This is a genomic window from Flavobacterium microcysteis (genome assembly GCF_006385255.1).
Classification (GTDB): Bacteria; Bacteroidota; Bacteroidia; order Flavobacteriales; family Flavobacteriaceae; genus Flavobacterium; species Flavobacterium microcysteis.
Genome location: NZ_VFJE01000056.1, coordinates 792,250 through 817,535, shown reverse-complemented (window position 1 = coordinate 817,535; position 25,286 = coordinate 792,250). Strand labels below are relative to the sequence as shown.

The following is a 25,286-nucleotide window of genomic DNA, read 5'->3' as shown; positions in this document are numbered from 1 at the left end:
AATTAAAAACATTTGTTTTTTAAGTTAATTATCTTAAAAATACCGGTTAACTTACTGTTAAAAATACAATATAACTATGTCAGCTCAATAAATTCTATATATATTTACAACCTAAAACAAGCACATTATGAAAAAAATTACAAGCCAAAACAGTACAGATTTCAACAAAATCTTCCCAAACAATAGGGATGTCCGCAATCCGAAAATGGAAAAAAACAAACGGCACCTTATTACCTTTTATCAGTTATAGATAAGAATTACTCCCACTATTGCAAGTAACCTGCCTGGACGGTCAACCGTTCAAAAGCATACACATGATTTCATTCTACTTATAATCAAAACAGGTCTGAAATTCAATAATCTTGCCTTATCTAAAATTTTAATCGTAAAACCCTAAACCGGAAACCCCTATTTGTGGTTCCGCAGTAGCGTATTTTTCATTTACTCATCTTTAATATTTGCCCGACTGATTAGCAGTTTTCGGAAGTTATTCCGCATATGCTTATGATTCGGCTTTTGAATTGCTATTCAATGGCTATGCCCGTTAAAAATAGCTGCTAGTTAATGATTCTATCCAAGAATCAGAATTGAGTATAAATTAAATTAAGATGAGATGAGAAAATTACATTGTACTTATTTATTTTTCTTTTTGCTTTTTAGTTGCATCAGCAGTTTTGCAAAAAGTCATACAACAACAAACAATGATTCACAAGCCTTACTGATTGCTAATTCTATGCTACCCCCTATTAGCTATACTCCAAATAGTGAAGGCATATTGTATGTTAAAAAAGGAGGAACCGGTTTGGGCGACAGTTGGAACAATGCAATTGGAGAGCTTGCTGATGCCTTGAAATTTGCAAAAAACAACAATGCAGTGGCCACTAATCCTAAAATAAAGCAAATCTGGGTGGCAGGCGGCACTTACAAGCCTCTTTACAGTGCTGATGATACTAATTTTGGAAATCCTGATAACTATAAAAACACTTTCCTTATGGTGAAAGATGTGGCTATATATGGTGGTTTTTCAGGTAACGAGACCACACTTGCTCAACGTAACCTGGACATAACTGCCAATAAAAGCATCCTCAGCGGCACCGTTTACCATATACTAATTAGCGTCAATGATGTAGGCTCGGCCTTAATTGATGGCTTTACCATTAGTAAAATCAAGGAAGGCCCGCTTGCATCCAGCACGATTGGAGGGAATTATATTGTAAGCCTGCATGGTGGAGGAATGTTTAATAATAACTCATCACCAGGTATTTCCAATTGTAATTTCTTATCGAATCTTGTTGATAGTTTAGGTGGAGCTATATATAATATTGATTCCTCCCCAAATATCACAAACTGCAATTTTACCTTAAACAGGGCTTCGTATGGTGGGGCAATATTTAATTCTGAATCATCATCACCAATTATCTTTAATTGCAAATTTTCAGAAAATTCTTCTGATAACGCAGGAGGGGCTATGGGAAACGATGACGCCTCATCGCCAAAAATATACAACAGCCTGTTTGCAAACAATAAATCCTCGTCATACAATGCCAGTGCCATATGGCATGATGGGGGAAATGATGCCCTTTTGATTAACTGCAACCTATATGGCAATATTGTTGTCAAAGGCCTTGTTGGTGGTGCGATAAATACAACCGGCGGCAAAATAAGTGTGTACAACTCTCTGTTATGGGACAATCAACCCAAACAATATTTTGAGCAGACTCCCATAACATTTAAAAATAGCCTGATTCAGGGCAATACCAATACTTCCAACGGTAATTTGGATGCTACCAATATAAGCACAGCACAAATTTTTAACGATGCTCCTAATAAAGACTTTACTCTTAAACTTGGCAGTCCTGCTATCAATACAGGTGACAACAGTCTATATAACGACAATGGTGGCAATTTTACTACCAACAAAGATTTGGGAAACAACCCTCGTTTAAAAGATTCCAATATAGATATTGGCCCTTATGAAGCATGGCCAAAACAACAGTCAATTACAGCTAAGGATATGGTTAAAACCTACGGTGACATATCTTTTGTGGCTACAGCTACAGCAAGTTCCGGTCTGGAAGTTAGTTATATATCTGCTGACAATAGCATAGCAGAAGCTTTTCAGGACAGTACGGATGGCAACAAATGGAAACTGAAAATCAAAAAAGCAGGACAGGTAAACATCACAGTAAAACAGGCAGGTAACGAAATCTACAATCCGGCACCCGATGTTATCTTTAAACTGACAGCAAACAAAGCGCCTTTAGCAATAATAGCCGATACCAAATCAAAAGAATTTGGTACAGCAGACCCTATACTGACGTTTACCGCCAACGGATTCGTAAATGGCGATACTCAGGCAGTAATTTTGGGTGCTTTGAGAAGAGCCATTGGTGAAACCATAGGAACATACCCCATTGCACAGGGAACCTTAACAGCAGCTAACTATACCATTAGTTATACCGGAGCAGATTTTACTATCACCAATGCTCCCGGAGATTTTATTACCGTATGGGATATGACCAAAGCGAGTAGCAATGTTAAAATAAAAGTTACGATTACTACATTACCATCGCCAAACAATCTGGTCAAATATTTCTGGACAACCCCTAACGGTAATTCCGGTGTTGGAACGGTAACGACTTCAGGAGATATTTTTATTAATGCTCCTTCTAACCAGCCAACTATTACACTCCATGTAAAGCCTGAAAATCTGACGGCTTTAAGTGTCTTTAATGACCCACGTCTTATTGACATTGCTCAATGGGGAACCGTTGCCTGGCAAAACATGGAAAATGGATTCTTAAAATGTTCTAACCTCAACATTACAGCTACAGATATACCGGACCTGAGCAGAGTAACCAATATGAAAGCTATGTTTGCCGACTGTTCATCCCTCACAGGCCCTGCTAACATAGGAAGCTGGAACACATCAAATGTAACCAATATGACTACTCTGTTTAGCGGAGCCAGCGTTTTCAATCAGGACATTAACAACTGGGACACAAGAAATGTAACCCTCATGCCATATATGTTCAGAGAAGCCCGTTCCTTCAATCAAAATATAGGTAACTGGAATACATCAAATGTAACCTCTATGGAAGGGATGTTTGAAAATGCCACTAATTTCAACCAGGATATTGGCAGCTGGAATACGGCAAACGTAACCAATATGGCAAAGATGTTTTATATGGCCCTGATTTTCAACCAAAATATTGGCAATTGGAATACGGCAAATGTAACCGGAATGGATGGTATGTTTTATCGTGCCTATGCCTTTAATGCCAATATTGGGAACTGGGATACAGCAAACGTAACTAATATGGGAGGAATGTTTTCTTTCACAGAAGCCTTCAATCAAAATATCGGGGACTGGAATACCGCACAAGTAACCAATATGGGGTCTATGTTTTGGGGTGCCCAGGTATTTAATCAGAACATTAGCAGCTGGAATACGGCAAATGTAACCAACATGGAGGGAATGTTTCGAAATAATCCGACATTTAATCAGGATATTGGTAACTGGAATACCGCAAACGTAACCTCTATGGAAAATATGTTCCACGGAGCACAGTCGTTCAACCAAAACATCGGCGACTGGCAGCTGAATCCTGCTGTAAACATGACCAATATGTTGAGTGAGTCGGGTCTGGATTGTGCCAATTACTCTGCAACGCTCAAAGGCTGGGCAGACAATCCCAATACACCTTCAGGGCGTAACCTTGGAGCCATGGGTTGCCAATACGGTACCAATGCTCAAGCAGCAAGAACAGCACTGACTACCACCAAAGGCTGGACCATTACAGATGATAGCCCAAGTGGTACTATCTGCGGAAGACCGTTTATTACCGTTTGGGATATGAATATGCATGTAAACCAAAACGCTCCAACCAGCTTGCGCTTTGGTATTACCACTTTGCCTAATAAACCAGTCAGCTATACCTGGACATCATCGGGAGGCAGCAGTGGCAGCGGTACGCTGACAACAAATAATTCCGCCGAGATAACAGGCCTGCCCGCCGGCGAAATCATCACATTAAGCATTGCTTCCGAAATAAAAGCCATTAACATCAGAGCCAACAGCAACAACCACATTCGACGTCTTATCAACATTACCCAATGGGGTGATGCAGCCTGGAGCAGTATGGATAATGCCTTTAATGATTGTGTCAATCTCAACGTTACTGCAACTGATATCCCTGATTTGAGCGCAGTAAGTTCTATGCGAAACATGTTTAACAACTGCCAATCGAGGACAGGTCCGGCTAACATCGGTAGCTGGAATACGGCAAACGTGACCAATATGGAAGGTTTGTTTGGAGCTAACCTTGTTTTTGATCAGGATATTAGCAGCTGGAATACGGCAAACGTGACCAATATGGGCTATATGTTGAGTGCTGCCAGAGCATTCAATCAGGATTTAAGCAATTGGAATACGTCAAATGTAACCAATATGGAAGGAATGTTCCAGGGAACGAGAGCATCCAACCTGAACATAAGCAACTGGGACACGCAAAATGTAACAAATATGCAGGGAATGTTTGCCTTTTCACCGGTCTTCAATGAAGATATCAGCAACTGGAATACATCAAAAGTAACCAACATGAGCAATATGTTTGGTGGCTCCCAGGCCTTTAACCAAAACATCAGCAGTTGGAATACTGCTGCAGTAACCAATATGAGTGAGATGTTTGCAAATGCTACCTCCTTTAACCAGCCGATTGGCAACTGGAATACAGCTTCGGTAAACAATATGTTTCTTATGTTTGCCAGTGCCAAAAATTTCAACCAGGATATTGGTAATTGGAACACCTCCGCAGTAACCAATATGAGCGGTATGTTTGATTCAGCAACTGCATTCAATAAACCCATAGGTAACTGGAATATCACTTCAGTAACCGATATGCATGGCATGTTTAATCGTACAAGCTCCTTTAATCAGGACCTAAGCCATTGGAATATTTCTTCAGTACTTCGTTTGGGATACATGTTTGTTCAGGCGACTGCCTTTAATCAGAATATTGGTAGTTGGCAGCTTAATCCAAATGCAGATATGACCAGTATGCTGGACTTTTCAGGAATGGATTGTACAAACTATTCGCTTACACTGCAAGGCTGGGCAAACAACCCCAACATTCCTACCGGACGTAATTTAGGAGCCTCGTACAAACAATACGGCACCAATGCTGAAACGGCAAGAAATTTTTTAATCAATACCAAGGGCTGGACCATTACTGGCGACAGTCCTAGCGGACAAAGCTGTAGACTAGATCAGACCATTACAGTGAGTAATATGGTCAAAACCTATGGTGATATGCCTTTTGTACAAACTGCTACAGCAAGTTCAGGTCTTGAAGTAAGCTATGTATCTGCGGATAACAGTATAGCTGAAGCTTTTCAGGACACAGCAGACGGCAACAAATGGAAACTGAAAATCAATAAAGCAGGAGTAGTCAATATCAGGGCACAACAAGCCGGAAATGACACTTATGCTCCAGCAGCAGATGTTATTTTTATATTGACGATAAACAAGGCGGCTTTAACTATAACAGCCAACGCCCTATCGAAAGAATATGGTACGGCAGACCCGACATTGACCTTTACAGCGGCAGGTTTTGTTAATGGAGAAGACCAAACGATAATAACAGGTGTTTTAACAAGAATAGCTGGAGAAGCCGTAGGAACATATGCTATTACACAGGGAACATTAGACGCTGAAAACTACAGTATTACCTACACAGGAGAAGACTTTACTATTACAGCCGCTACGCGAGATTTTGTTACCGTGTGGGATATGAGCAAGCCAACTTTTCCAGGTTATGAAGATAAAATTAATATTACAATTACTGCATTATCTGGTGAATCTGTAGATTATTTTTGGATAGCTTCCGGTGGAAGTACCGGTAGTGGAACAATTGTGAACAGTTTTGACACCAATATTAGTGTCCCAACAAACGAGATTATTACTCTTAACTTAAAATCGACTAATCTCTTGGCTTTTACGGCTGGTTACAGTTCTAAAAATCTAATTGATGTTTCTCAATGGGGTGCTGCCAAATGGAGCACGATGAGGAGCGCCTTTTTCGATTGTAATAACCTAAATATTACCGCTACCGATATCCCCAACTTAAGCGACTTGACGGATATGTCTTATATGTTTTATGGATGCACATTACTCAATAGTCCTACAAATATAAACAGTTGGAATACAGTAAATGTAACCAATATGATGGGTCTGTTTTTTGGTGCCAGAACATTTAATCAAGAAATAGGTAACTGGAATATTTCAAATGTAACCAATATGCAGAGTATGTTTCAAGAAGCCAAATCATTCAACCAAAATATTGGCAACTGGAATACACAAAACGTAACCAATATGTCATCTGTGTTTATAGGGGCCGAGATATTCAACCAAAATATAGGTAACTGGAATACACAAAATGTAACAAAAATGAATGCATTGTTTTTAAGAGCTTACGTGTTTAACCAGGATATCGGCAACTGGAATATATCAAACGTAACCAATACGAGTAATATGTTTACTTATGCAAAAGCTTTTAACCAAAATATTAGCAACTGGGATACATCAAATGTAACGGATATGAGTAATATGTTTCAAGGTACGAGAGCCTTTAATCAAAACATTGGCAATTGGAATACAGAAAAAGTAACTAATATGAAAGCTATGTTTTGGCAAGCCGTTGCATTTAATCAGGATATTAGCAATTGGAATACAGTAAACGTAACCAATATGAGTTGGATGTTTAGGGAAAACATTGGGTTCAACCAAGACATTAGCAACTGGAATACACAAAATGTAACCAACATGGAGAGTATGTTTTTAGAAGCTAAAACCTTTAATCAGAACATTGGCAGCTGGAATACCGCAAATGTAATCAACATGAGCTATATGTTTTTACGCAATCGTGGCTTTAATAAGGATATAAGTAACTGGGACACGCAAAAGGTCACTGATATGTCCAGTATGTTTTATGATGCACAAACATTTAACCAAAATATAGGCAAATGGAAGCTCAACCCTGCTGTAAATATGAGCAATATGCTGGACAATTCAGGAATGGATTGTCAAAACTATTCGTTTACGTTACAAGGATGGGCAGCCAATCCATACACACCATCAGGGCGTAATCTGGGAGCCGGGGGCAGACAATACGGCACTAATGCCGAAGCGGCAAGAACCTTATTAACCACTACCAAAGGGTGGACCATTACAGGCGACAGCCCAAGCGGACAAAGCTGTGGACTAACCCAAACCATTACAGCAAGCGATATGACCAAAACCTACGGAGATATACCTTTTGTACCTACTGCTACGGCAAGTTCAGGTCTTGAAGTCAGCTATGTGTCTGCGGACAATAGCATAGCCGAAGCCTTTCAGGACAGTGCAGACGGTAACAAATGGAAATTAAAAATCAATAAAGCAGGAGTAGTCAATATCACGGCACAACAAGCCGGAAATGACACTTATGCTCCGGCAGCAGATGTTATCTTTACCTTGACGATAAACAAGGCAGCCTTAACAGTAACAGCCAATGCCCACAGCAAAATTTACGGAACTACAGACCCGACCTTGACTTATGTAGTAAATGGATTGGTGAATGGCGATACAGAAGCAGTTATCAGCGGATCACTGACAAGAGCAGCCGGAGAAAATGTCGGAACTTATGCCATTGAACAAGGAACCGTAAGTGCAGAAAATTATGTTATCACATACACTGGCGCTGATTTCAATATCACAAAAGCAACCTTAAATATTGTTGCAGACGCCAAGTCGAAAGCATTTGGAACAACTGATCCGTCTCTGACCTACACCGTTACAGGACTCGTAAACGGAGATACAGAAAGTATCATTACAGGTAGCTTGTCAAGAGCTATTGGTGAATCCGTGGGAATTTATGCCATCACGCAGGGCACTTTAAGTGCAGGCGATAACTATGACATTACCTTTACCGGAGCTGACTTTACTATCATCGAAAGATTAGTCGTAGATACCTCAACACAGACAAACGTAACTTGTAATGGAGGTTCTGATGGTTCGGCTACAGTTAGTATAACCGGAGGTACCGCACCTTATACCTATTCCTGGTCGCCAAACGGCGGAACAACTGCAACGGCCATAGGATTAGCTGCAGGCAACTACACCGTTACTGTTACCGATGCAAACGGCTCTTCAATTACGAAGGATTTCAACATTACCGAGCCACAGGCAGTTGAACCGCCTACTGCTGAAGACGTACAGGAATTCTGCAGGGCAACCAATCCTACAATAAGCGATCTTGAAATAGTAGGAACACAAGTGAGATGGTATACTTCTGCTACTGCAATCCAGGAACTTCCTGACGATACGCTTCTGGTAGACGGAACGATTTATTATGCCTCGCAGACAATTAACGGATGCGAAAGCCAGGAAAGGACATTTGTAATCATTACCCTGAACGACCAATTGCCAACTCCTCAAGGAGCACCAATACAAGATCTCGAAGAAGGAGCGACTATAGCTGACCTGGTGGTAACACCTTCAAATATTGTTTGGTATGCTAGCTATGATGATGCGGTAAACAATAGCAACCCACTATCTCCTACTACTGAATTAGAAAACGGAACCACGTATTATGCCATTGCAATGGCTAACGGGCAATGTTCAAGCCTGCCTTTTGCAGTTACTGTTAATGTAACACTAGGAATTGGAAAGCCGCAAAAAACGACTTTCAAATACTATCCAAATCCGGTAGAAGATTATCTGAATATCCAAAACTCAGGAATCATTGAAAAGATTGAAGTATACAGCATGCTAGGTCAACTGGTCAAAACACAGGACTGCCATTCTGTAGAAGTAAGACTATTCCTTGGAGACCTACCGGATGGAACCTATGCGGTATCCATATTATCCGAAGGAAAAAAATCGACTGTAAAAGTCGTTAAAAAATAGAAGCAGACCTCTTAAAAAGAAAAACACGCCCTAATCAAGGGCGTGCTTTTTAGGTTTTATTATAACGTTAATTCTTTTTAAATTTCGGTTAACCAACTGTTAAAAACAGTGTATAATTAGGTCTTCCAAACAAATTCTATATATATTTACATCTTAAAATAAGCACTTATGAAAACAATTACAGGCCAAAACAGAAAAGATTTCATTAAAATCTTCCCAAAATATAAGGATGTCTATAATCCGGCAATGGAAAAAATGAAGCGGCACCTTATTACCTTTTATCAATTATAGATAAGAACTACTCCCACACTTATAGACAAAAATTGCTTTGAACGGATAACCGTTCAAAAGCAAACTTACAATTTCACAGAATACACATACAATTAACCGTAATGTATCGAAATTCCTGCGTCTAACCTTATCTAAAATTTTAAGCGTAAAACCCAAAACCGGCAACTCATACCTGAGGTTCCGTGGTAGCATATTCTTTTTATTACTCATCTTTAATCGTAGTCGGCTGATTATACAGTTTTCGGAAATAATTCCGCTTATGATGCCTGCTCTGAGCTATAGTCGTACGGAAATATCCGTAAAAACCAGCTCGTATTTAATTGAATAAAACCAGCTTAACACTTATATCTAGTAAAAGAAATTAGAGTTAAGAATAAATTAAATTGATTTTGAGATGAGAAAATTACATTCTACTTATTTATTGTTTATTTTGATTTTTAGCAGCGCCTGTGGCTTTGCAAGAAATCACTTATCTTCTGTTTATAAAACGGCTGACTACGATGATGCCGTAAACAATATCAACCCATTTTTTCCTGCTACCGAATTGGAATACGAAGCCATCCCTTATGCTGTTGCAATGGCTAACGGACAATATTCGAGCCTGCCTTTTACAATTACCATAAACGTAATGCTAGCAATTGGAAATTCACAAAAAGTGACTTTTAAATACTATCAGAATGTGGTGAAAGATTATTTGAATATACGGAGTTTGGGAACCATCAATGCGATTGAGGTATACAACTCATTAGGACAGTTGGTCAAAAAACAGGATTCCCACTCAGGGGAAGTACTTCTTTTCCTTGAAGATCTTACAGATGGAACCTACGTGGTATCCACCCTATCCGAAAGTAAAAATCGGCAGTAAAGGTGGTCAAAAAACTTTTCTTAATTAGAGCATCCCTCCACAGATATAAACTGTTCAATAATTTCACCTGATCTTAAAAATTCAGGCGAGAATGCTTTTGCAAGATTGAAACAGACCAAATTCAAAAATCATATAAGCTTACATAAAAAGACAACTAAATACCAAAAAAATGAAAAAATTCACATTTTTTCTGCTGCTTACATTGAGCTGGGCAAGTTTTGCACAAAACATCAAATATGTAAAAGAAGGCGGATCAGGCAATAAAGACGGATCTTCATGGAGTAATGCCAGTGACGATTTGCAGTTAATGATCAATCAGGCTACTACTACAAGTCAAATATGGGTAGCGGCAGGTACTTACAAACCAAATCGTCCTGCCGACAATCTCAACACTATCGCCCCCAATAACCGTAATAATGCTTTTGTACTTAAAGATGGCGTAAAACTATACGGAGGTTTTTCCGGAACTGAAACTTCATTGGAACAACGTAATTATGAAGTTAACAAAAGTATCCTCAGTGGGGATATCGGTGCTGTAAATAATACAGCCGATAATACTTACCATGTAGTTATGAGTTCAGGTGCAGGAAATCAAACCCTATTTGACGGCTTTACGATTACCAAAGGGAATGCGAACGGATCTTCAACCACAACCATAACGGTCAATGGTCAGGCACATACTCAAGCCAGAGGAGCAGGAATGTCTAACTTTGCATCTTCTCTTACCGTCACTAACTGTCACTTTACAGAAAATATAGCTTATGTAGCAGGAGCTATGTACAATAGCACATCTCCTATACTCCTCTCCGACAGCAAATTTTCATTAAATGTCGCCACTTCGAACTGCGGAGGAATATTTAATTTATCCTCTTCTCATGCAATCATTACAAACTGTCTTTTTATCCAGAACACAGCTGCCAGTTGGGGTGGTGCGATGATTAACAACGGCTCGTCTGTAAACATTTTGGGCTGTTCTTTTATAGAAAACTCAGCTCCTTACCGAGGAGGTGCGATATACAACGAATCATCCGTAAAAATTTACAACAGCCTTTTTGCAAGAAACAATGCTAAAGAAGGTGGTGGTGCGATATGGAATACAACTGCGGCAAGCTACAACAATACGCTGATGATGAACTGTACCATATATGGCAATACCACCCAGTCTTCAAATGCCGGTGGTATTCATGTCTCCGACGGACAAATACGTTTATACAACAGCCTTGTATGGGACAATCAGGTAAAACAGTACTCAACCATCTCAGGAACTATATCCTTAATGAACAATCTGATACAAGGCAATACCAGTACTACTAATGGCAATATGAATGCAACCGGTATTACTACGCAACAGCTTTTTATCAATGCAGCCGGCAATGATTTTCATCTTAAACCCGGTAGTCCTGTCATTTCCAAAGGAAGTAACTCCTTATACACCAATAATGGGGGTAATCTGGCAACTGATAAAGATTTGTCTGGCAACAATCGTTTAACTGATAACAACATTGACATAGGAGCTTATGAATTCACATTAAAACCACAAACCATTACTGTAGCAAATATCACTAAAACCTACGGAGATACCCCTTTTGCCCTTAATGCTACAGCAAGCTCAGGTTTGGAAGTCGCTTATGTATCTGCTGACAACACTATAGCAGAAGCTTTTCAGGACAGCGCAGACGGAAACAAGTGGAAGCTAAAAATCAAAAAAGCAGGAGAGGTCAACATCACAGCAAAACAAGCTGGAAATGACACCTATTACCCGGCTCCTGATGTTGTTTTCAAAGTAACAATTAACAAAGCCAACTTAACAGTTACTGCCAATCCTAAAAACAAAATATATGGCGCAACTGATCCGCCTCTGACCTACACCGTAAGTGGACTGGTAAATGGTGATATCCAAAGTATCATCACAGGAGCTTTGGAAAGAACAACGGGTGAAGCAGTCGGTACCTATGCCATTGAACAGGGAACGTTGGCGGCAGGCAATAATTACGCCATCGTCTATACCGCTGCTGATTTCAACATTACGAAGGCTGCATTGAATATCACTGCAAATGCCAAGACTAAAATCTACGGAACGACTGATCCTGACCTTACCTATACAATCAATGGTTTGACTAATGGTGACACCGGAACAATAATTACCGGAGCCTTAGCCAGAACAGCGGGAGAAAATATCGGAACCTATACCATCAATCAGGGAACCCTGGCTGCAACCGAAAACTATGACATTGCCTACACTGGTGCAGATTTCAATATCACAAAAGCAACCTTGAATATTGTTGCCGACGCAAAATCAAAAGTGTACGGAACAGCTGATCCTGCTTTGACGTACACTGTTACTGGCTTAACTAATGGAGATACCAATGTAGTAATTACCGGGGCATTGGCAAGAGCAACCGGTGAGAACACAGGAACCTATGCAATTGAACAGGGAACTCTGGTTGCAACAGGAAACTATGACATTGCCTACACTGGCGCTGATTTCAATATCACTAAAGCAACCTTGAATATCGTTGCCGACGCAAAATCAAAAGTGTATGGAACGGCTGATCCTGCTCTGACTTACGTCGTAAGCGGTTTGACAAATGGAGATGCGGAAAGTATCATCACAGGTAATTTGACAAGAACAGCCGGTGAAAACATAGGAACCTATACTATCAATCAGGGAACCCTGGCAGCAACAGGAAACTATGACATTGCCTATACTGGCGCTGATTTCAATATAACAAAAGCAACCTTGAATATCGTTGCCGACGCAAAATCAAAAGTGTATGGAACAGCTGATCCGGCTCTGACTTACGTCGTAAGCGGTTTGGCAAATGGAGATACGGAAAGTATCATCACAGGTAATTTGACAAGAACAGCCGGTGAAAACATAGGAACCTATACTATCAATCAGGGAACCCTAACTGCAAACGGTAACTACACTATTATCTTTGTTGGAGCAGATTTCAGCATCACCAAAGCAACGTTGAATATCTTTGCAGATGCAAAATCTAAAGTGTATGGAACAACAGATCCTGCTTTGACCTATACTGTAACAGGACTTGCCAATGGAGATACCAATGCGATAATTACAGGATTGTTAGCAAGAGCTGCGGGGGAAAATATCGGAACCTACGCTATCAGTCAGGGAAATTTGGCTGCAACAGGAAACTATGAGATTACCTACACTGGTGCTGATTTTAATATCACTAAAGCAACCTTGAATATTGTTGCCGATACCAAGTCTAAAGTCTATGGAACGGCTGATCCTGCCTTGACCTATACCGTTACAGGACTGGCAAATGGAGATACGGATCTAGTAATTACCGGGGCATTGACTAGAACAGCCGGAGAAAATACCGGAACCTACGCTATTGGTCAGGGAACATTGGCTGCAACCGGAAACTATGACATCACTTACATTGGTGCCGATTTTAATATAACAAAAGCAACCTTGAATATTGTTGCTGATGCCAAGTCAAAAGTATATGGAACGGCTGATTCCGTATTAACCTATACCGTTACAGGACTGGCAAATGGAGATACGGATGTAGTAATTACCGGGGCATTGACTAGAACAGCCGGAGAAGATATCGGAACCTACGCTATCGGTCAGGGAACTTTGGCTGCAACAGGAAACTATGACGTCACCTACACTGGTGCTGATTTTAACATCACTAAAGCAACCTTGAATATTGTTGCAGACGCAAAATCAAAAGTGTATGGTACGGCTGACCCTACCTTGACCTATACCGTTACAGGACTTGCCAATGGAGATACCGATGCGATAATTACAGGATTATTGGCAAGAGCTGCCGGGGAAAATATCGGAACCTACGCTATCGGTCAGGGAACTTTGGCTGCAACAGGAAACTATGACATCACTTACACAGGAGCTGATTTCAATATCACTAAAGCAACCTTGAATATTGTTGCAGACGCAAAATCAAAAGTGTATGGTACGGCTGACCCTACCTTGACCTATACCGTTACAGGACTGGCAAATGGAGATACCGAAAGTATCATCACAGGTACTTTGACAAGAACAGCCGGAGAAGATATCGGAACTTATGCTATCGAACAGGGAACATTGGCTGCAACAGGAAACTATGACATCAGCTATACATCAGCAGATTTCAATATCACTAAAGCCGTATTGAATATTGTTGCAGATGCAAAGTCAAAAGTGTATGGAACGGCTGATCCTGCCTTGACCTATACCGTTACAGGACTGGCAAATGGAGATACGGATAACATTATTACAGGTAATTTAACCAGAGCTGCCGGAGAAGATATCGGAACTTATGCTATTGAAAAAGGAACATTGGCTGCAACCGGAAACTATGACATCACTTACACAGGAGCTGGTTTCAACATCACTAAAGCAACCTTGAATATCGTTGCGGATTCTAAGTCAAAAGTGTATGGTACGGCTGACCCTGCCTTGACCTATACCGTTACAGGACTTGCCAATGGAGATACGGATAACATTATTACAGGTAATTTAACCAGAGCTGCCGGAGAAGATATCGGAACTTATGCTATTGAAAAAGGAAACTTAACGGCAACCGGAAATTATGATATCACTTACACTGGCGCTGGTTTCAATATCACTAAAGCTGTGTTGAATATTGTTGCTGATACAAAATCAAAAGTGTATGGTACGGCTGACCCTGCTTTGACCTATACCATAACAGGACTGGTAAACGGAGATACGGATAGCATTATTACCGGTGCTTTGACAAGGGTCACAGGCGAGAATATCGGAACCTATGCGATCAACCAGGGAACGTTGGTTGCAAGTGGAAACTATGATGTAATCTATCTTGGAGCTGATTTCAACATCACTAAAGCTGTGTTGAATATCGTTGCTGATGCAAAGTCAAAAGTGTACGGAACAGCTGATCCGGCTTTGACCTATACCATAACAGGACTGGTAAACGGAGATACGGATAGCATTATTACCGGTGCTTTGACAAGGGTCACAGGCGAGAATATAGGAACCTATGCTATCAACCAGGGAACTTTGGCTGCAAGCGGAAATTATGATGTAACCTATGTTGGAGCTGATTTCAACATCACTAAAGCAACCTTGAATATTGTTGCTAACGCCAAGTCAAAAGTGTATGGAACAGCTGATCCGGCTTTGACATATACCGTTACAGGACTTGCCAATGGAGATGATCATACAATAATCACAGGTGCTCTGGTTAGAACAGCGGGCGAAAACATAGGAATTTATTCGATCGAACAGGGAACATTGGTTGCAACCGGAAATTACGATATCGTTTATACAAGTGCTGATTTCAACATCACTAAAGCAATGCTGAACATCATGGCTGATGCAAAATCAAAAGTGTACGGAACAGCAGATCCTATATTGACCTATACCGTTACAGGACTTGCTAATGGAGATGATCATACAATAATCACAGGTGCTCTGGTTAGAACAGCGGGCGAAAACATAGGAATTTATTCGATCGAACAGGGAACCTTGGCCGCAACCGGAAACTATGACATCACTTACACAGGCGCTGACTTTAATATCACTAAAGCAACCTTAAATATTGTTGCCGATGCCAAGTCTAAAATCTATGGAACAGCAGATCCTGCTTTGACCTATACAGTGACAGGTTTAACGAATGGAGATGATCAGACAATAATCACAGGTGATTTGGCAAGAGTAACCGGTGAAAATATCGGAACATACGCCATCGAGCAAGGAACTTTGACAACAACCGGAAACTATGACATCACTTACACTGGTGCTGATTTCAACATCACTAAAGCAACCTTAAATATTGTTGCTGATGCAAAGTCAAAAGTGTATGGGGCAGCAGATCCTGCTTTGACCTATACAGTGACAGGTTTGACGAATGGAGATGATCAGACAATAATCATAGGTGATTTGGCAAGAGTAGCCGGTGAAAATATCGGAACATACGCTATCGGACAAGGAACCTTAACTGCAAGTGGTAACTACGATATCGTCTACACAGCTGCTGATTTTAATATCACTAAAGCAACTTTGAATATTGTTGCTGATGCCAAGTCAAAAATCTACGGAACTGCAGATCCTGCTTTGACCTATACAGTGACAGGACTTACCAATGGAGACACGGAAAACATTATTACTGGAGCTTTGGTAAGAACAGCTGGAGAAGACATAGGCACTTATGCCATTGAGCAAGGAATCTTAACAGCAAGTGGTAACTATGATATCACTTACACAGGCGCTGACTTTAATATCACAAAAGCAACTTTGAATATTGTTGCTGACGCCAAGTCTAAAGTGTACGGCACAGCTGATCCTGCTTTAACCTACACCGTTATCGGTTTAGAAAATGGAGATGACCAAACTGTAATTACCGGAATATTAACCAGAACAGCTGGAGAAAATATCGGAACCTACGCCATTGAGCAAGGAACCTTAACAGCAAGTGGTAACTATGACATCACTTACACAGGCGCTGACTTTAATATCACAAAAGCAACTTTGAACATCGTTGCTGATGCAAAATCAAAAACCTATGGTGCAGTAGATCCAGCCTTGACCTATACCGTTACAGGTTTAGCTAATGAAGATGACCAAACTGTAATTACTGGAACATTGATCAGAACCGCTGGAGAAAATATCGGAACTTATGCTATCGAACAGGGAACCTTAGCGGCAAGTGGCAACTACGATATCGTCTACACAGCTGCTGATTTTAATATCACTAAAGCAACTTTGAATATTATTGCTGATACTAAGTCAAAAGTGTATAGTACAGCGGATCCTGCTTTGACTTATACCGTTACCGGATTTGTCAACGATGATACAGAAAGTATCATCACAGGTAGCTTGTCAAGAACAGCCGGGGAAAATGTCGGAACTTATGCTATCGAACAGGGAACTCTGGCTGTTAGCGGAAACTATGATATCACCTACACAAGTGCTAGCTTTAATATCACTAAAGCGACTTTGAATATTGTTGCTGATGCCAAGTCAAAAGCATTTGGAACAGCAGACCCAGCATTGACCTATACCGTTACCGGATTTGTCAACGGTGATACAGAAAGTAATATCACAGGTAGATTGTCAAGAGTCCCTGGTGAAATTGCGGGAATCTATGCCATTACGCAGGGGACTTTAAGTGCAGGCGATAATTATGACATCACCTTTACCGGAGCCGATTTTACGATTATCGAAAGATTAACTGTGGATACCTACACTCTGACAAATGTAACCTGCAATGGAGGTTCTGACGGTTCGGTTACTGTTAATATAATCGGAGGTACTCCACCTTACGCCTATTCCTGGTCGCCATACGGTGGAACTGCAGCAACTGCAACAGGCTTAGCAGCAGGCAGCTATACCGTTACCGTTACAGATGCAAACGGTTCTAGGGCTATAAGGAATTTCAACATTACTCAGCCGCAGGTAGTAGCACCGCCAATTGCTGAAGAAATACAAGAATTCTGTAGAGCAGCCAATCCTACAATAAGCGACCTTAGAATAGAAGGAACACAAGTGAAATGGTATGCTTCAGCCAATGCAACACAGGAACTTTCTGGAAATACACTTCTGGTAGACGGAACGATTTATTATGCCTCGCAGACAATCAACGGATGCGAAAGCCCGGAAAGAACACTAGTCATAATTACCCTGAACGAATTGCTGCCAACTCCAGAAGGAGCAACCGTACAGCATTTCGAGGAAGGAGCTACTGTAGCAGACCTGGTGGTAACGCCATCAAACTCTATCTGGTATGCTAGTTATGATGATGCGGTAAATAATACCAACCTGCTATCTCCTACTACCCAATTGGTAGATGACGCTGTTTATTATGCTGTTTCAATTGCTGACGGACAATGTTCAAGCCTCCCTTTTGCTGTTGCCGTAAATGTAACACCAGGAATGACTTTTAAATACTACCCAAACCCGGTAGAAGATTACCTGAACATACAAAGCACAAGAATAGTCGAAAGGGTTGAGGTATACAGCCTGCTTGGACAGTTAGTCAAAGAACAGAGCTTCAATTCTAAAGAAGTAAAGCTGTTCCTTGGAGACCTGTCAGATGGAACCTATGCGGTATCCATCCTATTCAAAGGCAAAAAATCGACCGTAAAAGTGGTCAAAAAATAATGAATAATCTTTTAAAGAAGAGCCCGCCCGGATTTACGGGTGGGCTTTTTTATTTATTCAGTTATATTATTTAAAAAAGTACTGAGATGCTAAGTTGCTGAGGTGCTAAGTTTATATTTATGTATTTAAAAAACCATTGAAAGCAGACCTTTTCACATCTTCTTTCATTTTATAAAGACTTCCAAAATCTGCGTAATTGTTTTAATCTGTGGCTAAAAAATTCTCAAACGAACCATTCTCTTACTTTTTATTCCCCGCTTCTAAATTCAAATGCTCCTTTTCTCAGGTTGATGCCATATTCGAGATAAGCTTTAAGACAGGCAAGAAAATTTGCCCAACCTTCCGTATTTCCCATCAGCCAACTAATTCCTTCTTCATTATTTTCCATTCCTTTCTCTGTAATTGTCACAACCGTATCTTTTCCAAAAGACGATAAAGTCATTTCAACCAGATTTTTCTTTTTATTGACTTCCCAATAATACGATACGTACTTGTCCTTTTCGATTTTGCCAACCGTAATTGGGAATTGCATATCAAATTCAGGAAACTTCCATTCGATTTCTCTTCCCTCTTCCATTCTTCCTGAACCCTCAGCAATAAAATAATTTGACATTTTTTTAGGATCAACAATCGCTTCGAATACTTCCGGAATGGGCTTCAGTATTTGGATTGCCGCCTTAATAGTCAGTTCTGTTTTCCCCATGAATCTTTAGTTTTAGTTTGCTATTTGTCAGCAAACTTAAAATTAATAAAATTCTGTTTCTTGGGCATTGATTTTTTCTCAATTAACTATAGCATAATTACCGACTGAAACATTTCCATAAAAAACAAAAACCACTCTCAATATAATTTCTATTTTTGCCTAAAGAAAAATATAACACAACCCTTATGCTCATTATCGGAATTGCCGGCGGAACCGGAAGCGGAAAAACAACTGTTGTCCAACAAATTATGAACGAGTTGCCTCAGACTGAAGTTGGAATAATCTCTCAGGACTCCTATTATAGAGAAAACCATAATCTTAGTTTTGACGAACGGGCACTTATCAATTTTGACCACCCAAGAGCTATCGATTTTGAATTGTTAGTCGCTCATTTAAAGGACTTGAAAGAGGGAAAAAACATAGAACAGCCTGTATATTCTTTTGTAACGCACAACCGTACCGAAGACACCATCAATACACATCCGAGAAAAGTAATGATTATAGAAGGCATCCTGATTCTTGCTAATCCGGAGCTTCGCGATATGTTCGATATAAAAATATTTGTCCATGCTGATTCTGACGAACGTTTGATTCGACGTCTAAAGCGTGATATTGCCGAAAGAGGACGCGATATGGAAGAAGTATTGAACCGCTACCAAAATACATTAAAACCGATGCACGAGCAATTTATCGAACCGACTAAAGCTTTTGCAGATATTATTATACCAAACGACAAATACAATACCGTGGCAATTGATGTTGTCCGGGCTGTAATCAATCAGCGTATTTTATAATTTAAATTCCTAATTTTATAAATTAAAAATTCAGGGATGAAAAATCCGTTCAAAAATATCACCAGCCGCTATCCTTTTCTGAGATTTTTCGGAAACCGATATGTATTGGTATTGGTGCTTTTTATTGTCTGGATGGTTTTTCTTGACAGCTATTCCTTGCTCGAGCAGAGAGTCCTGAACAAGGAAACAAAAGAACGGGAAGACAATAAAAAATATTACCAGGACGAGATTAAACTCGACGATGAGAAGATAAAACTGCTCAAAAATCCAGACCAGATTGAAAAATATGCTCGCGAAAAATACTATATGAAACGCGACAGCGAAGACATATACATCATTGAATTTGAAGAAGATTTGCCTGAAGAAGAGCAAAGCAAATCATTATAATTATCTCTGCTAATAACTATTGTTTTAGCAGAACAACATAACCTAAAAATGGCCGACCACCTATTTGACGACTTCAATCCCGTATCTTCCAAGCAATGGAAGCAGCAGATTCAGTACGAACTCAAAGGAGCAGATTATAACGAAACACTAATCTGGGAAAGTCCAGAAGGTATTAAAGTAAAACCTTTCTACCATATTGACGAGTTTGAAAATCCTCTTTCTTTTTCTGAAAAAGAAACAGCTTTTAAAATAGTCCAGAATATTTTCGTGCATGATTTGGATAAATCCATAGGCCGTGCCTTGGAAACCCTTTCAAGAGGAGCCGAAAGTATCCGATTCACTATTGAAGACGAAAATCTGGATATAGCGAAACTATTGGAAAAACTTCCGTTAGAAACAACAACCGTTTATTTCCATTTATCATTCCTTTCAATCGATTTCGTAAAAAAAATAGATACTATTGCCAAAAACAGAAAGGCGAATTTTTTTGTACAACTCGATCCTGTTGGAAAATTGGCAAAAGAAGGCAACTGGCATACTAATCTTGATCCAGACTTAGACCTGCTGAATACAATTTCTATCTCTTGCCAGAATATCAACTTCCTAAACATTGACGGGAGCCTTTATCAGAATGCAGGAGCAAATATTGTGCAGCAACTGGCCTATATGTTGGCTCATGCCAATGAATATTTCAACCGCATGGCAACCATTTCAAGACCAATCACATTTCAGGTCGCAGTGGGAACAAATTATTTTTTTGAAATTGCCAAACTACGTGCCCTCCGATTGCTTTTTGACCTCTTAGCTAAAGAATACGATCATAATTCAGGTTGCCATATCCTTGCAATTCCTACCAAAAGAAACAAAACGCTTTACGATTATAATGTAAACATGCTTCGAACCACCACAGAATGCATGAGCGCCATTTTAGGTGGAGCCGATGCTGTTTCAAATCTGGCATACGATGCCTTATACCATAAAGACAACGAGTTTGGCGACAGAATTTCAAGAAACCAACTCCTGGTATTAAAACACGAAAGCTATTTCGACAAGGTTAAAAACCCGGCAGACGGAAGCTACTATATCGAAGCATTGACAGAGCAATTAGCCGAAAAAGCTTTGGCATTATTCAAAGACATCGAAGCAAATGGTGGTTTAATTACACAACTAATTGAAGGAACCATCCAAAGAAAAATCCAGGAAAGTGCTGAAAAAGAACAGGATTTATTTGATTCCGGAAAAGAAATCCTTTTAGGAACTAATAAATATCCCAACAAAAACGACAGGATGAGTCACGATTTGGAGCTATTTCCTTTCGTTAAATCAAAACCAAGAAAAACTCTGGTAACGCCCATCATAGAAAAACGATTGGCTGAAAAAATGGAACAGGAACGTTTGGAAAGCGAGAAAGAAAAATAAGCCATGAAAAGAAAAGACATCCAACATATAAAATTAGATTCGCAAGCCGATAGCAAAAAGGCTGCATCGGAAAGCAATGAAAACTTTCTGACTGCCGAAGGCATCGAACTGAAAAACACCTATTCTGATAAAGATATCCAAGGTCTGGAACATCTTAATTTTGGAGCAGGATTTGCACCAAATCTTCGTGGCCCGTACGCTACAATGTACGTTCGCCGTCCTTGGACCATTCGCCAATATGCCGGATTTTCAACAGCAGAAGAAAGTAATGCCTTCTACAGAAGAAACCTGGCTGCCGGACAAAAAGGACTTTCTATTGCATTTGACCTTCCAACGCACAGAGGTTATGACAGTGACCATGAAAGAGTTGTAGGTGATGTTGGAAAAGCAGGTGTTGCTATCGACTCTGTCGAAGACATGAAAGTACTGTTCGACCAGATTCCACTTGATGAAATGTCGGTTTCCATGACCATGAACGGTGCTGTACTGCCAATTATGGCATTTTATATCGTAGCCGCTGAAGAACAGGGCGTAAAACCGGAATTGCTTTCAGGAACCATCCAAAATGACATCCTGAAAGAATTCATGGTGCGAAACACCTACATCTATCCGCCTACTCCATCGATGAAAATCATTGCTGATATTTTCGACTTTACGAGTAAAAAAATGCCTAAGTTCAATTCGATTTCGATTTCCGGATACCATATGCAGGAAGCCGGAGCAACAGCAGATATTGAACTCGCTTATACTTTAGCCGACGGACTTGAATACATCCGTACCGGACTTGCCGCAGGAATGAAAATTGATGAGTTTGCTCCCCGACTTTCTTTCTTCTGGGCAATCGGGATGAACCATTTCATGGAAATTGCAAAAATGCGTGCCGGAAGAATGTTGTGGGCAAAATTGCTTAAACAGTTCAATCCCAAAGACGAGAAATCACTCGCTTTAAGAACCCATTGCCAAACTTCGGGCTGGAGTCTTACGGAACAAGATCCGTTTAATAACGTAGCCCGTACTTGTATAGAAGCCGCTGCTGCAGCTTTTGGAGGTACGCAATCACTACATACCAACGCATTGGACGAAGCCATTGCCTTGCCTACTGACTTCTCCGCAAGAATTGCACGAAACACACAAATTTTCCTTCAGGAAGAAACCAAAATCACCAAAACGGTCGATCCTTGGGCCGGAAGCTATTATATAGAAAAACTTACTGATGAGATTGTCCACAAAGCATGGCAGCTGATTCTGGAAGTAGAAGAATTAGGCGGCATGACCAAAGCCATTGAAGCCGGTATACCAAAACTCCGAATTGAAGAAGCCGCTGCCAGAAAACAGGCAAGAATCGATTCCAGCCAGGACGTCATTGTAGGCGTAAACAAATACCGTCTGGAAAAAGAAGATCCGTTGCACATTCTTGATGTGGACAACCAAATGGTTCGCAGACAGCAAATCGAAAGATTAGAACAAATAAAAGCCACAAGAAATACGGAAAAAGTAAAAGAGATATTACATAAACTGACCGAAGCTGCCAAATCAGGCCAAGGCAATTTATTAGAAATCGCAGTAGATGCCGCCAGAAACAGAGCCACTTTAGGCGAAATCAGCGATGCATTAGAAACTGTTTTTGGAAGATATAAAGCGCAAATCAAATCTTTTAGCGGCGTGTATAGCAAAGAAATTAAAAATGACGAAAGCTTTGAAAAAGCAAAGCAGAAAGCCGACGAATTTGCAAAATCCGAAGGCCGTCGACCAAGAATAATGATTGCCAAAATGGGGCAAGACGGACATGATCGAGGTGCCAAAGTCGTTGCAACAGGCTATGCTGATGTAGGCTTTGACGTTGACATTGGCCCACTTTTCCAGACACCAGCAGAAGCAGCCAAGCAAGCCGTAGAAAATGATGTACATATCTTGGGTGTTTCTTCTCTGGCTGCCGGACACAAAACATTGGTGCCACAGGTTATCGAAGAATTAAAAAAATATGGGCGTGAAGATATTATGGTAATCGTAGGAGGCGTAATTCCGGCTCAAGACTACCAATATCTTTTTGATTCTGGAGCAGTTGCCGTTTTTGGTCCTGGAACTAAAATCAGCGAAGCAGCCATTACAATCTTAGATATTTTGATGCAAGAATAATCATTTCAGAAAGCGGGAAAATCATATTCCCGCTTTTTTATTGATAAAACCATACGCTAACAAAAATCAACCAATCATGAAAAAACTACTTCTCATCCTTATGCTTGCCTGTTTCTTCAAGGCAAATGCACAAATAGAAAACCCTAACTATGACAGCAAACTTGCCGAATCTTTGGGAGGCGACGATTACGGAATGAAAATGTATGTCCTCGCCATCTTAAAAACAGGAAGTAACAACGTAGAAGACAAAGAAAAATTAAATACACTTTTCAGAGGCCATATGGATAACATTACCCGTTTGGCCAAAGAAGGAAAGCTAATCGTAGCCGGCCCGTTATCCAAAAACGACAAAAATTACCGCGGTATCTTTATCCTGAATGTAAAAACTATTGAAGAAGCAAACCAATTATTGAATACCGACCCGGCCATAAAAGAGAAAGTTTTTGATGTGGAAACATTTCAATGGTACGGTTCAGCTGCTTTGCCTGAATACTTAAAAACACACGAGAAAATAGAAAAAAAGAAGCATTGATTCGGATACCATAGCCAATCCGGAATTTATTTTGAATTGGAAAAAGTAATTTTTGGAAACGAATTCCGTATTTTAGTAAAAAGAAAAACAACACAAATGGATTTTACAAAAAAAATGCTTCGCGATAATGCCCTCGAAGGAAAAGTAATCGTAGTTACAGGTGGCGGTAGCGGACTTGGAAAAGCGATGACAAAATATTTCCTGGAGTTAGGAGCCAAAGTCGCTATAACTTCACGTGATCTTGAAAAACTAAGAACTACCGCTGAAGAACTTGAAAAAGAAACCGGCGGTGAATGTCTTCCACTGGCTTGCGATGTACGCAATTATGAGCAAGTCGAAATCATGCTGGCAGGCGTCCTAGAAAAGTTTGGAAAAGTTGATGTATTGCTAAACAATGCAGCTGGAAATTTTATTTCTCCAACAGAAAGACTATCTGCAAATGCTTTTGACACCATCATTGATATTGTGCTAAAAGGCTCCAAAAATTGCACCTTAGCTTTTGGAAAACATTGGATTGATACCAAACAACAAAATACAACAATACTGAATATTGTCACGACCTATGCCTGGACTGGTTCCGCTTATGTCGTACCTTCAGCCACAGCAAAAGCAGGCGTTTTGGCCATGACCCGAAGCCTAGCCGTTGAATGGGCTAAATATGGAATCCGTTCCAATGCTATAGCACCAGGACCATTTCCTACAAAAGGCGCTTGGGACAGATTATTGCCGGGCGACCTTAAAGACAAATTCGACCTGGCTAAAAAAGTACCATTAAAAAGAGTCGGCGACCATCAAGAATTAGCCAACCTTGCAGCCTATCTCGTGTCTGACTTTTCAGCCTATGTTAACGGAGAAGTCATTACAATTGACGGTGGCGAATGGCTTAAAGGAGCCGGACAATTCAACCTTTTGGAAGCTGTTCCTGAAGAAATGTGGGATATGTTGGAAGCTATGATTAAGGCGAAAAAAAGTAGTTAAGATAAGGTACTGAGGTGCTAAGGTTCTGAGGCACTAAGTTTATATACTTTACGTATAAAAAAAGGTTATTTTCAATAGCCTTTTTTTATGTCTTCTTTTATTTGATATAAACTTCTCA

Annotated in this window: 12 protein-coding genes; 11 read left to right on the top strand and 1 reads right to left on the bottom strand. The window is 40.2% G+C overall.

All coding sequences use genetic code 11. The features are described 5' to 3' along the window. Positions 1-127: 127 nt before the first annotated feature. The 5 genes from FJA49_RS18630 (at position 128) to FJA49_RS17155 (ending at position 18,219) form a co-directional block, all read left to right on the top strand. A complete protein-coding gene (locus tag FJA49_RS18630; protein WP_262711055.1) occupies positions 128-250 on the top strand; it encodes a hypothetical protein in 123 nt (40 codons plus the stop codon). Between the two features lie 363 nt (positions 251-613). After that, complete coding sequence (locus tag FJA49_RS17165) at positions 614-8,947, top strand: BspA family leucine-rich repeat surface protein (RefSeq protein ID WP_140002513.1); 8,334 nt, start codon at positions 614-616, stop codon at positions 8,945-8,947. A 168-nt stretch (positions 8,948-9,115) separates the two neighbouring features. After that, on the top strand, positions 9,116-9,238 hold the full coding sequence (locus FJA49_RS18625; RefSeq protein ID WP_262711054.1) for a hypothetical protein: 123 nt from the start codon (positions 9,116-9,118) through the stop codon (positions 9,236-9,238). A gap of 394 nt (positions 9,239-9,632) precedes the next feature. Next, positions 9,633-10,103 carry a T9SS type A sorting domain-containing protein gene (locus FJA49_RS17160; RefSeq protein ID WP_140002511.1) on the top strand — a complete coding sequence of 157 codons (471 nt, stop codon included), beginning with the start codon at positions 9,633-9,635 and terminating at the stop codon, positions 10,101-10,103. A gap of 169 nt (positions 10,104-10,272) precedes the next feature. Beyond that, positions 10,273-18,219: an MBG domain-containing protein gene (locus tag FJA49_RS17155; RefSeq protein WP_140002509.1), complete on the top strand. Its 7,947-nt coding sequence runs from the start codon at positions 10,273-10,275 to the stop codon at positions 18,217-18,219. Positions 18,220-18,466: 247 nt separating this feature from the next. Here the strand turns inward: FJA49_RS17155 and FJA49_RS17150 are convergent, their stop codons facing one another. After that, a complete protein-coding gene (locus FJA49_RS17150; protein ID WP_140002507.1) occupies positions 18,467-18,922 on the bottom strand; it encodes an SRPBCC domain-containing protein in 456 nt (151 codons plus the stop codon). Between the two features lie 185 nt (positions 18,923-19,107). On the opposite strand from FJA49_RS17150, the gene udk reads away from it, so the two are divergent. From udk to FJA49_RS17120, 6 genes are all read left to right on the top strand, one after another. After that, positions 19,108-19,716, top strand: coding sequence for a uridine kinase (udk, locus tag FJA49_RS17145; RefSeq protein WP_140002505.1), 609 nt, complete (start codon positions 19,108-19,110; stop codon positions 19,714-19,716). A gap of 36 nt (positions 19,717-19,752) precedes the next feature. After that, positions 19,753-20,103 (top strand): FtsB family cell division protein, encoded by a 351-nt coding sequence (locus FJA49_RS17140; RefSeq protein ID WP_140002503.1) that lies wholly within the window; start codon positions 19,753-19,755, stop codon positions 20,101-20,103. 48 nt (positions 20,104-20,151) lie between these two features. Then, positions 20,152-21,522 carry a methylmalonyl-CoA mutase subunit beta gene (locus FJA49_RS17135; protein WP_140002501.1) on the top strand — a complete coding sequence of 457 codons (1,371 nt, stop codon included), beginning with the start codon at positions 20,152-20,154 and terminating at the stop codon, positions 21,520-21,522. 3 nt (positions 21,523-21,525) lie between these two features. Then, positions 21,526-23,658, top strand: coding sequence for a methylmalonyl-CoA mutase (scpA, locus tag FJA49_RS17130; RefSeq protein WP_140002499.1), 2,133 nt, complete (start codon positions 21,526-21,528; stop codon positions 23,656-23,658). A 76-nt stretch (positions 23,659-23,734) separates the two neighbouring features. Beyond that, the gene (locus FJA49_RS17125; RefSeq protein WP_140002497.1) at positions 23,735-24,190 is read left to right on the top strand and encodes a YciI family protein; all 456 of its coding nucleotides are present in this window, start codon (positions 23,735-23,737) and stop codon (positions 24,188-24,190) included. Between the two features lie 96 nt (positions 24,191-24,286). Further along, complete coding sequence (locus FJA49_RS17120; RefSeq protein WP_140002495.1) at positions 24,287-25,168, top strand: SDR family oxidoreductase; 882 nt, start codon at positions 24,287-24,289, stop codon at positions 25,166-25,168. Positions 25,169-25,286 lie beyond the last annotated feature (118 nt).

Bases quoted from the DNA above. Each gene is read 5' to 3' on its own strand.
- FJA49_RS18630 (WP_262711055.1), top strand. From the start codon at position 128: ATGAAAAAAATTACAAGCCAAAACAGTACAGATTTCAACAAAATCTTC.
- FJA49_RS17165 (WP_140002513.1), top strand. From the start codon at position 614: ATGAGAAAATTACATTGTACTTATTTATTTTTCTTTTTGCTTTTTAGT.
- FJA49_RS18625 (WP_262711054.1), top strand. From the start codon at position 9,116: ATGAAAACAATTACAGGCCAAAACAGAAAAGATTTCATTAAAATCTTC.
- FJA49_RS17160 (WP_140002511.1), top strand. From the start codon at position 9,633: ATGAGAAAATTACATTCTACTTATTTATTGTTTATTTTGATTTTTAGC.
- FJA49_RS17155 (WP_140002509.1), top strand. From the start codon at position 10,273: ATGAAAAAATTCACATTTTTTCTGCTGCTTACATTGAGCTGGGCAAGT.
- FJA49_RS17150 (WP_140002507.1), bottom strand. From the start codon at position 18,922: ATGGGGAAAACAGAACTGACTATTAAGGCGGCAATCCAAATACTGAAG.
- udk (WP_140002505.1), top strand. From the start codon at position 19,108: ATGCTCATTATCGGAATTGCCGGCGGAACCGGAAGCGGAAAAACAACT.
- FJA49_RS17140 (WP_140002503.1), top strand. From the start codon at position 19,753: ATGAAAAATCCGTTCAAAAATATCACCAGCCGCTATCCTTTTCTGAGA.
- FJA49_RS17135 (WP_140002501.1), top strand. From the start codon at position 20,152: ATGGCCGACCACCTATTTGACGACTTCAATCCCGTATCTTCCAAGCAA.
- scpA (WP_140002499.1), top strand. From the start codon at position 21,526: ATGAAAAGAAAAGACATCCAACATATAAAATTAGATTCGCAAGCCGAT.
- FJA49_RS17125 (WP_140002497.1), top strand. From the start codon at position 23,735: ATGAAAAAACTACTTCTCATCCTTATGCTTGCCTGTTTCTTCAAGGCA.
- FJA49_RS17120 (WP_140002495.1), top strand. From the start codon at position 24,287: ATGGATTTTACAAAAAAAATGCTTCGCGATAATGCCCTCGAAGGAAAA.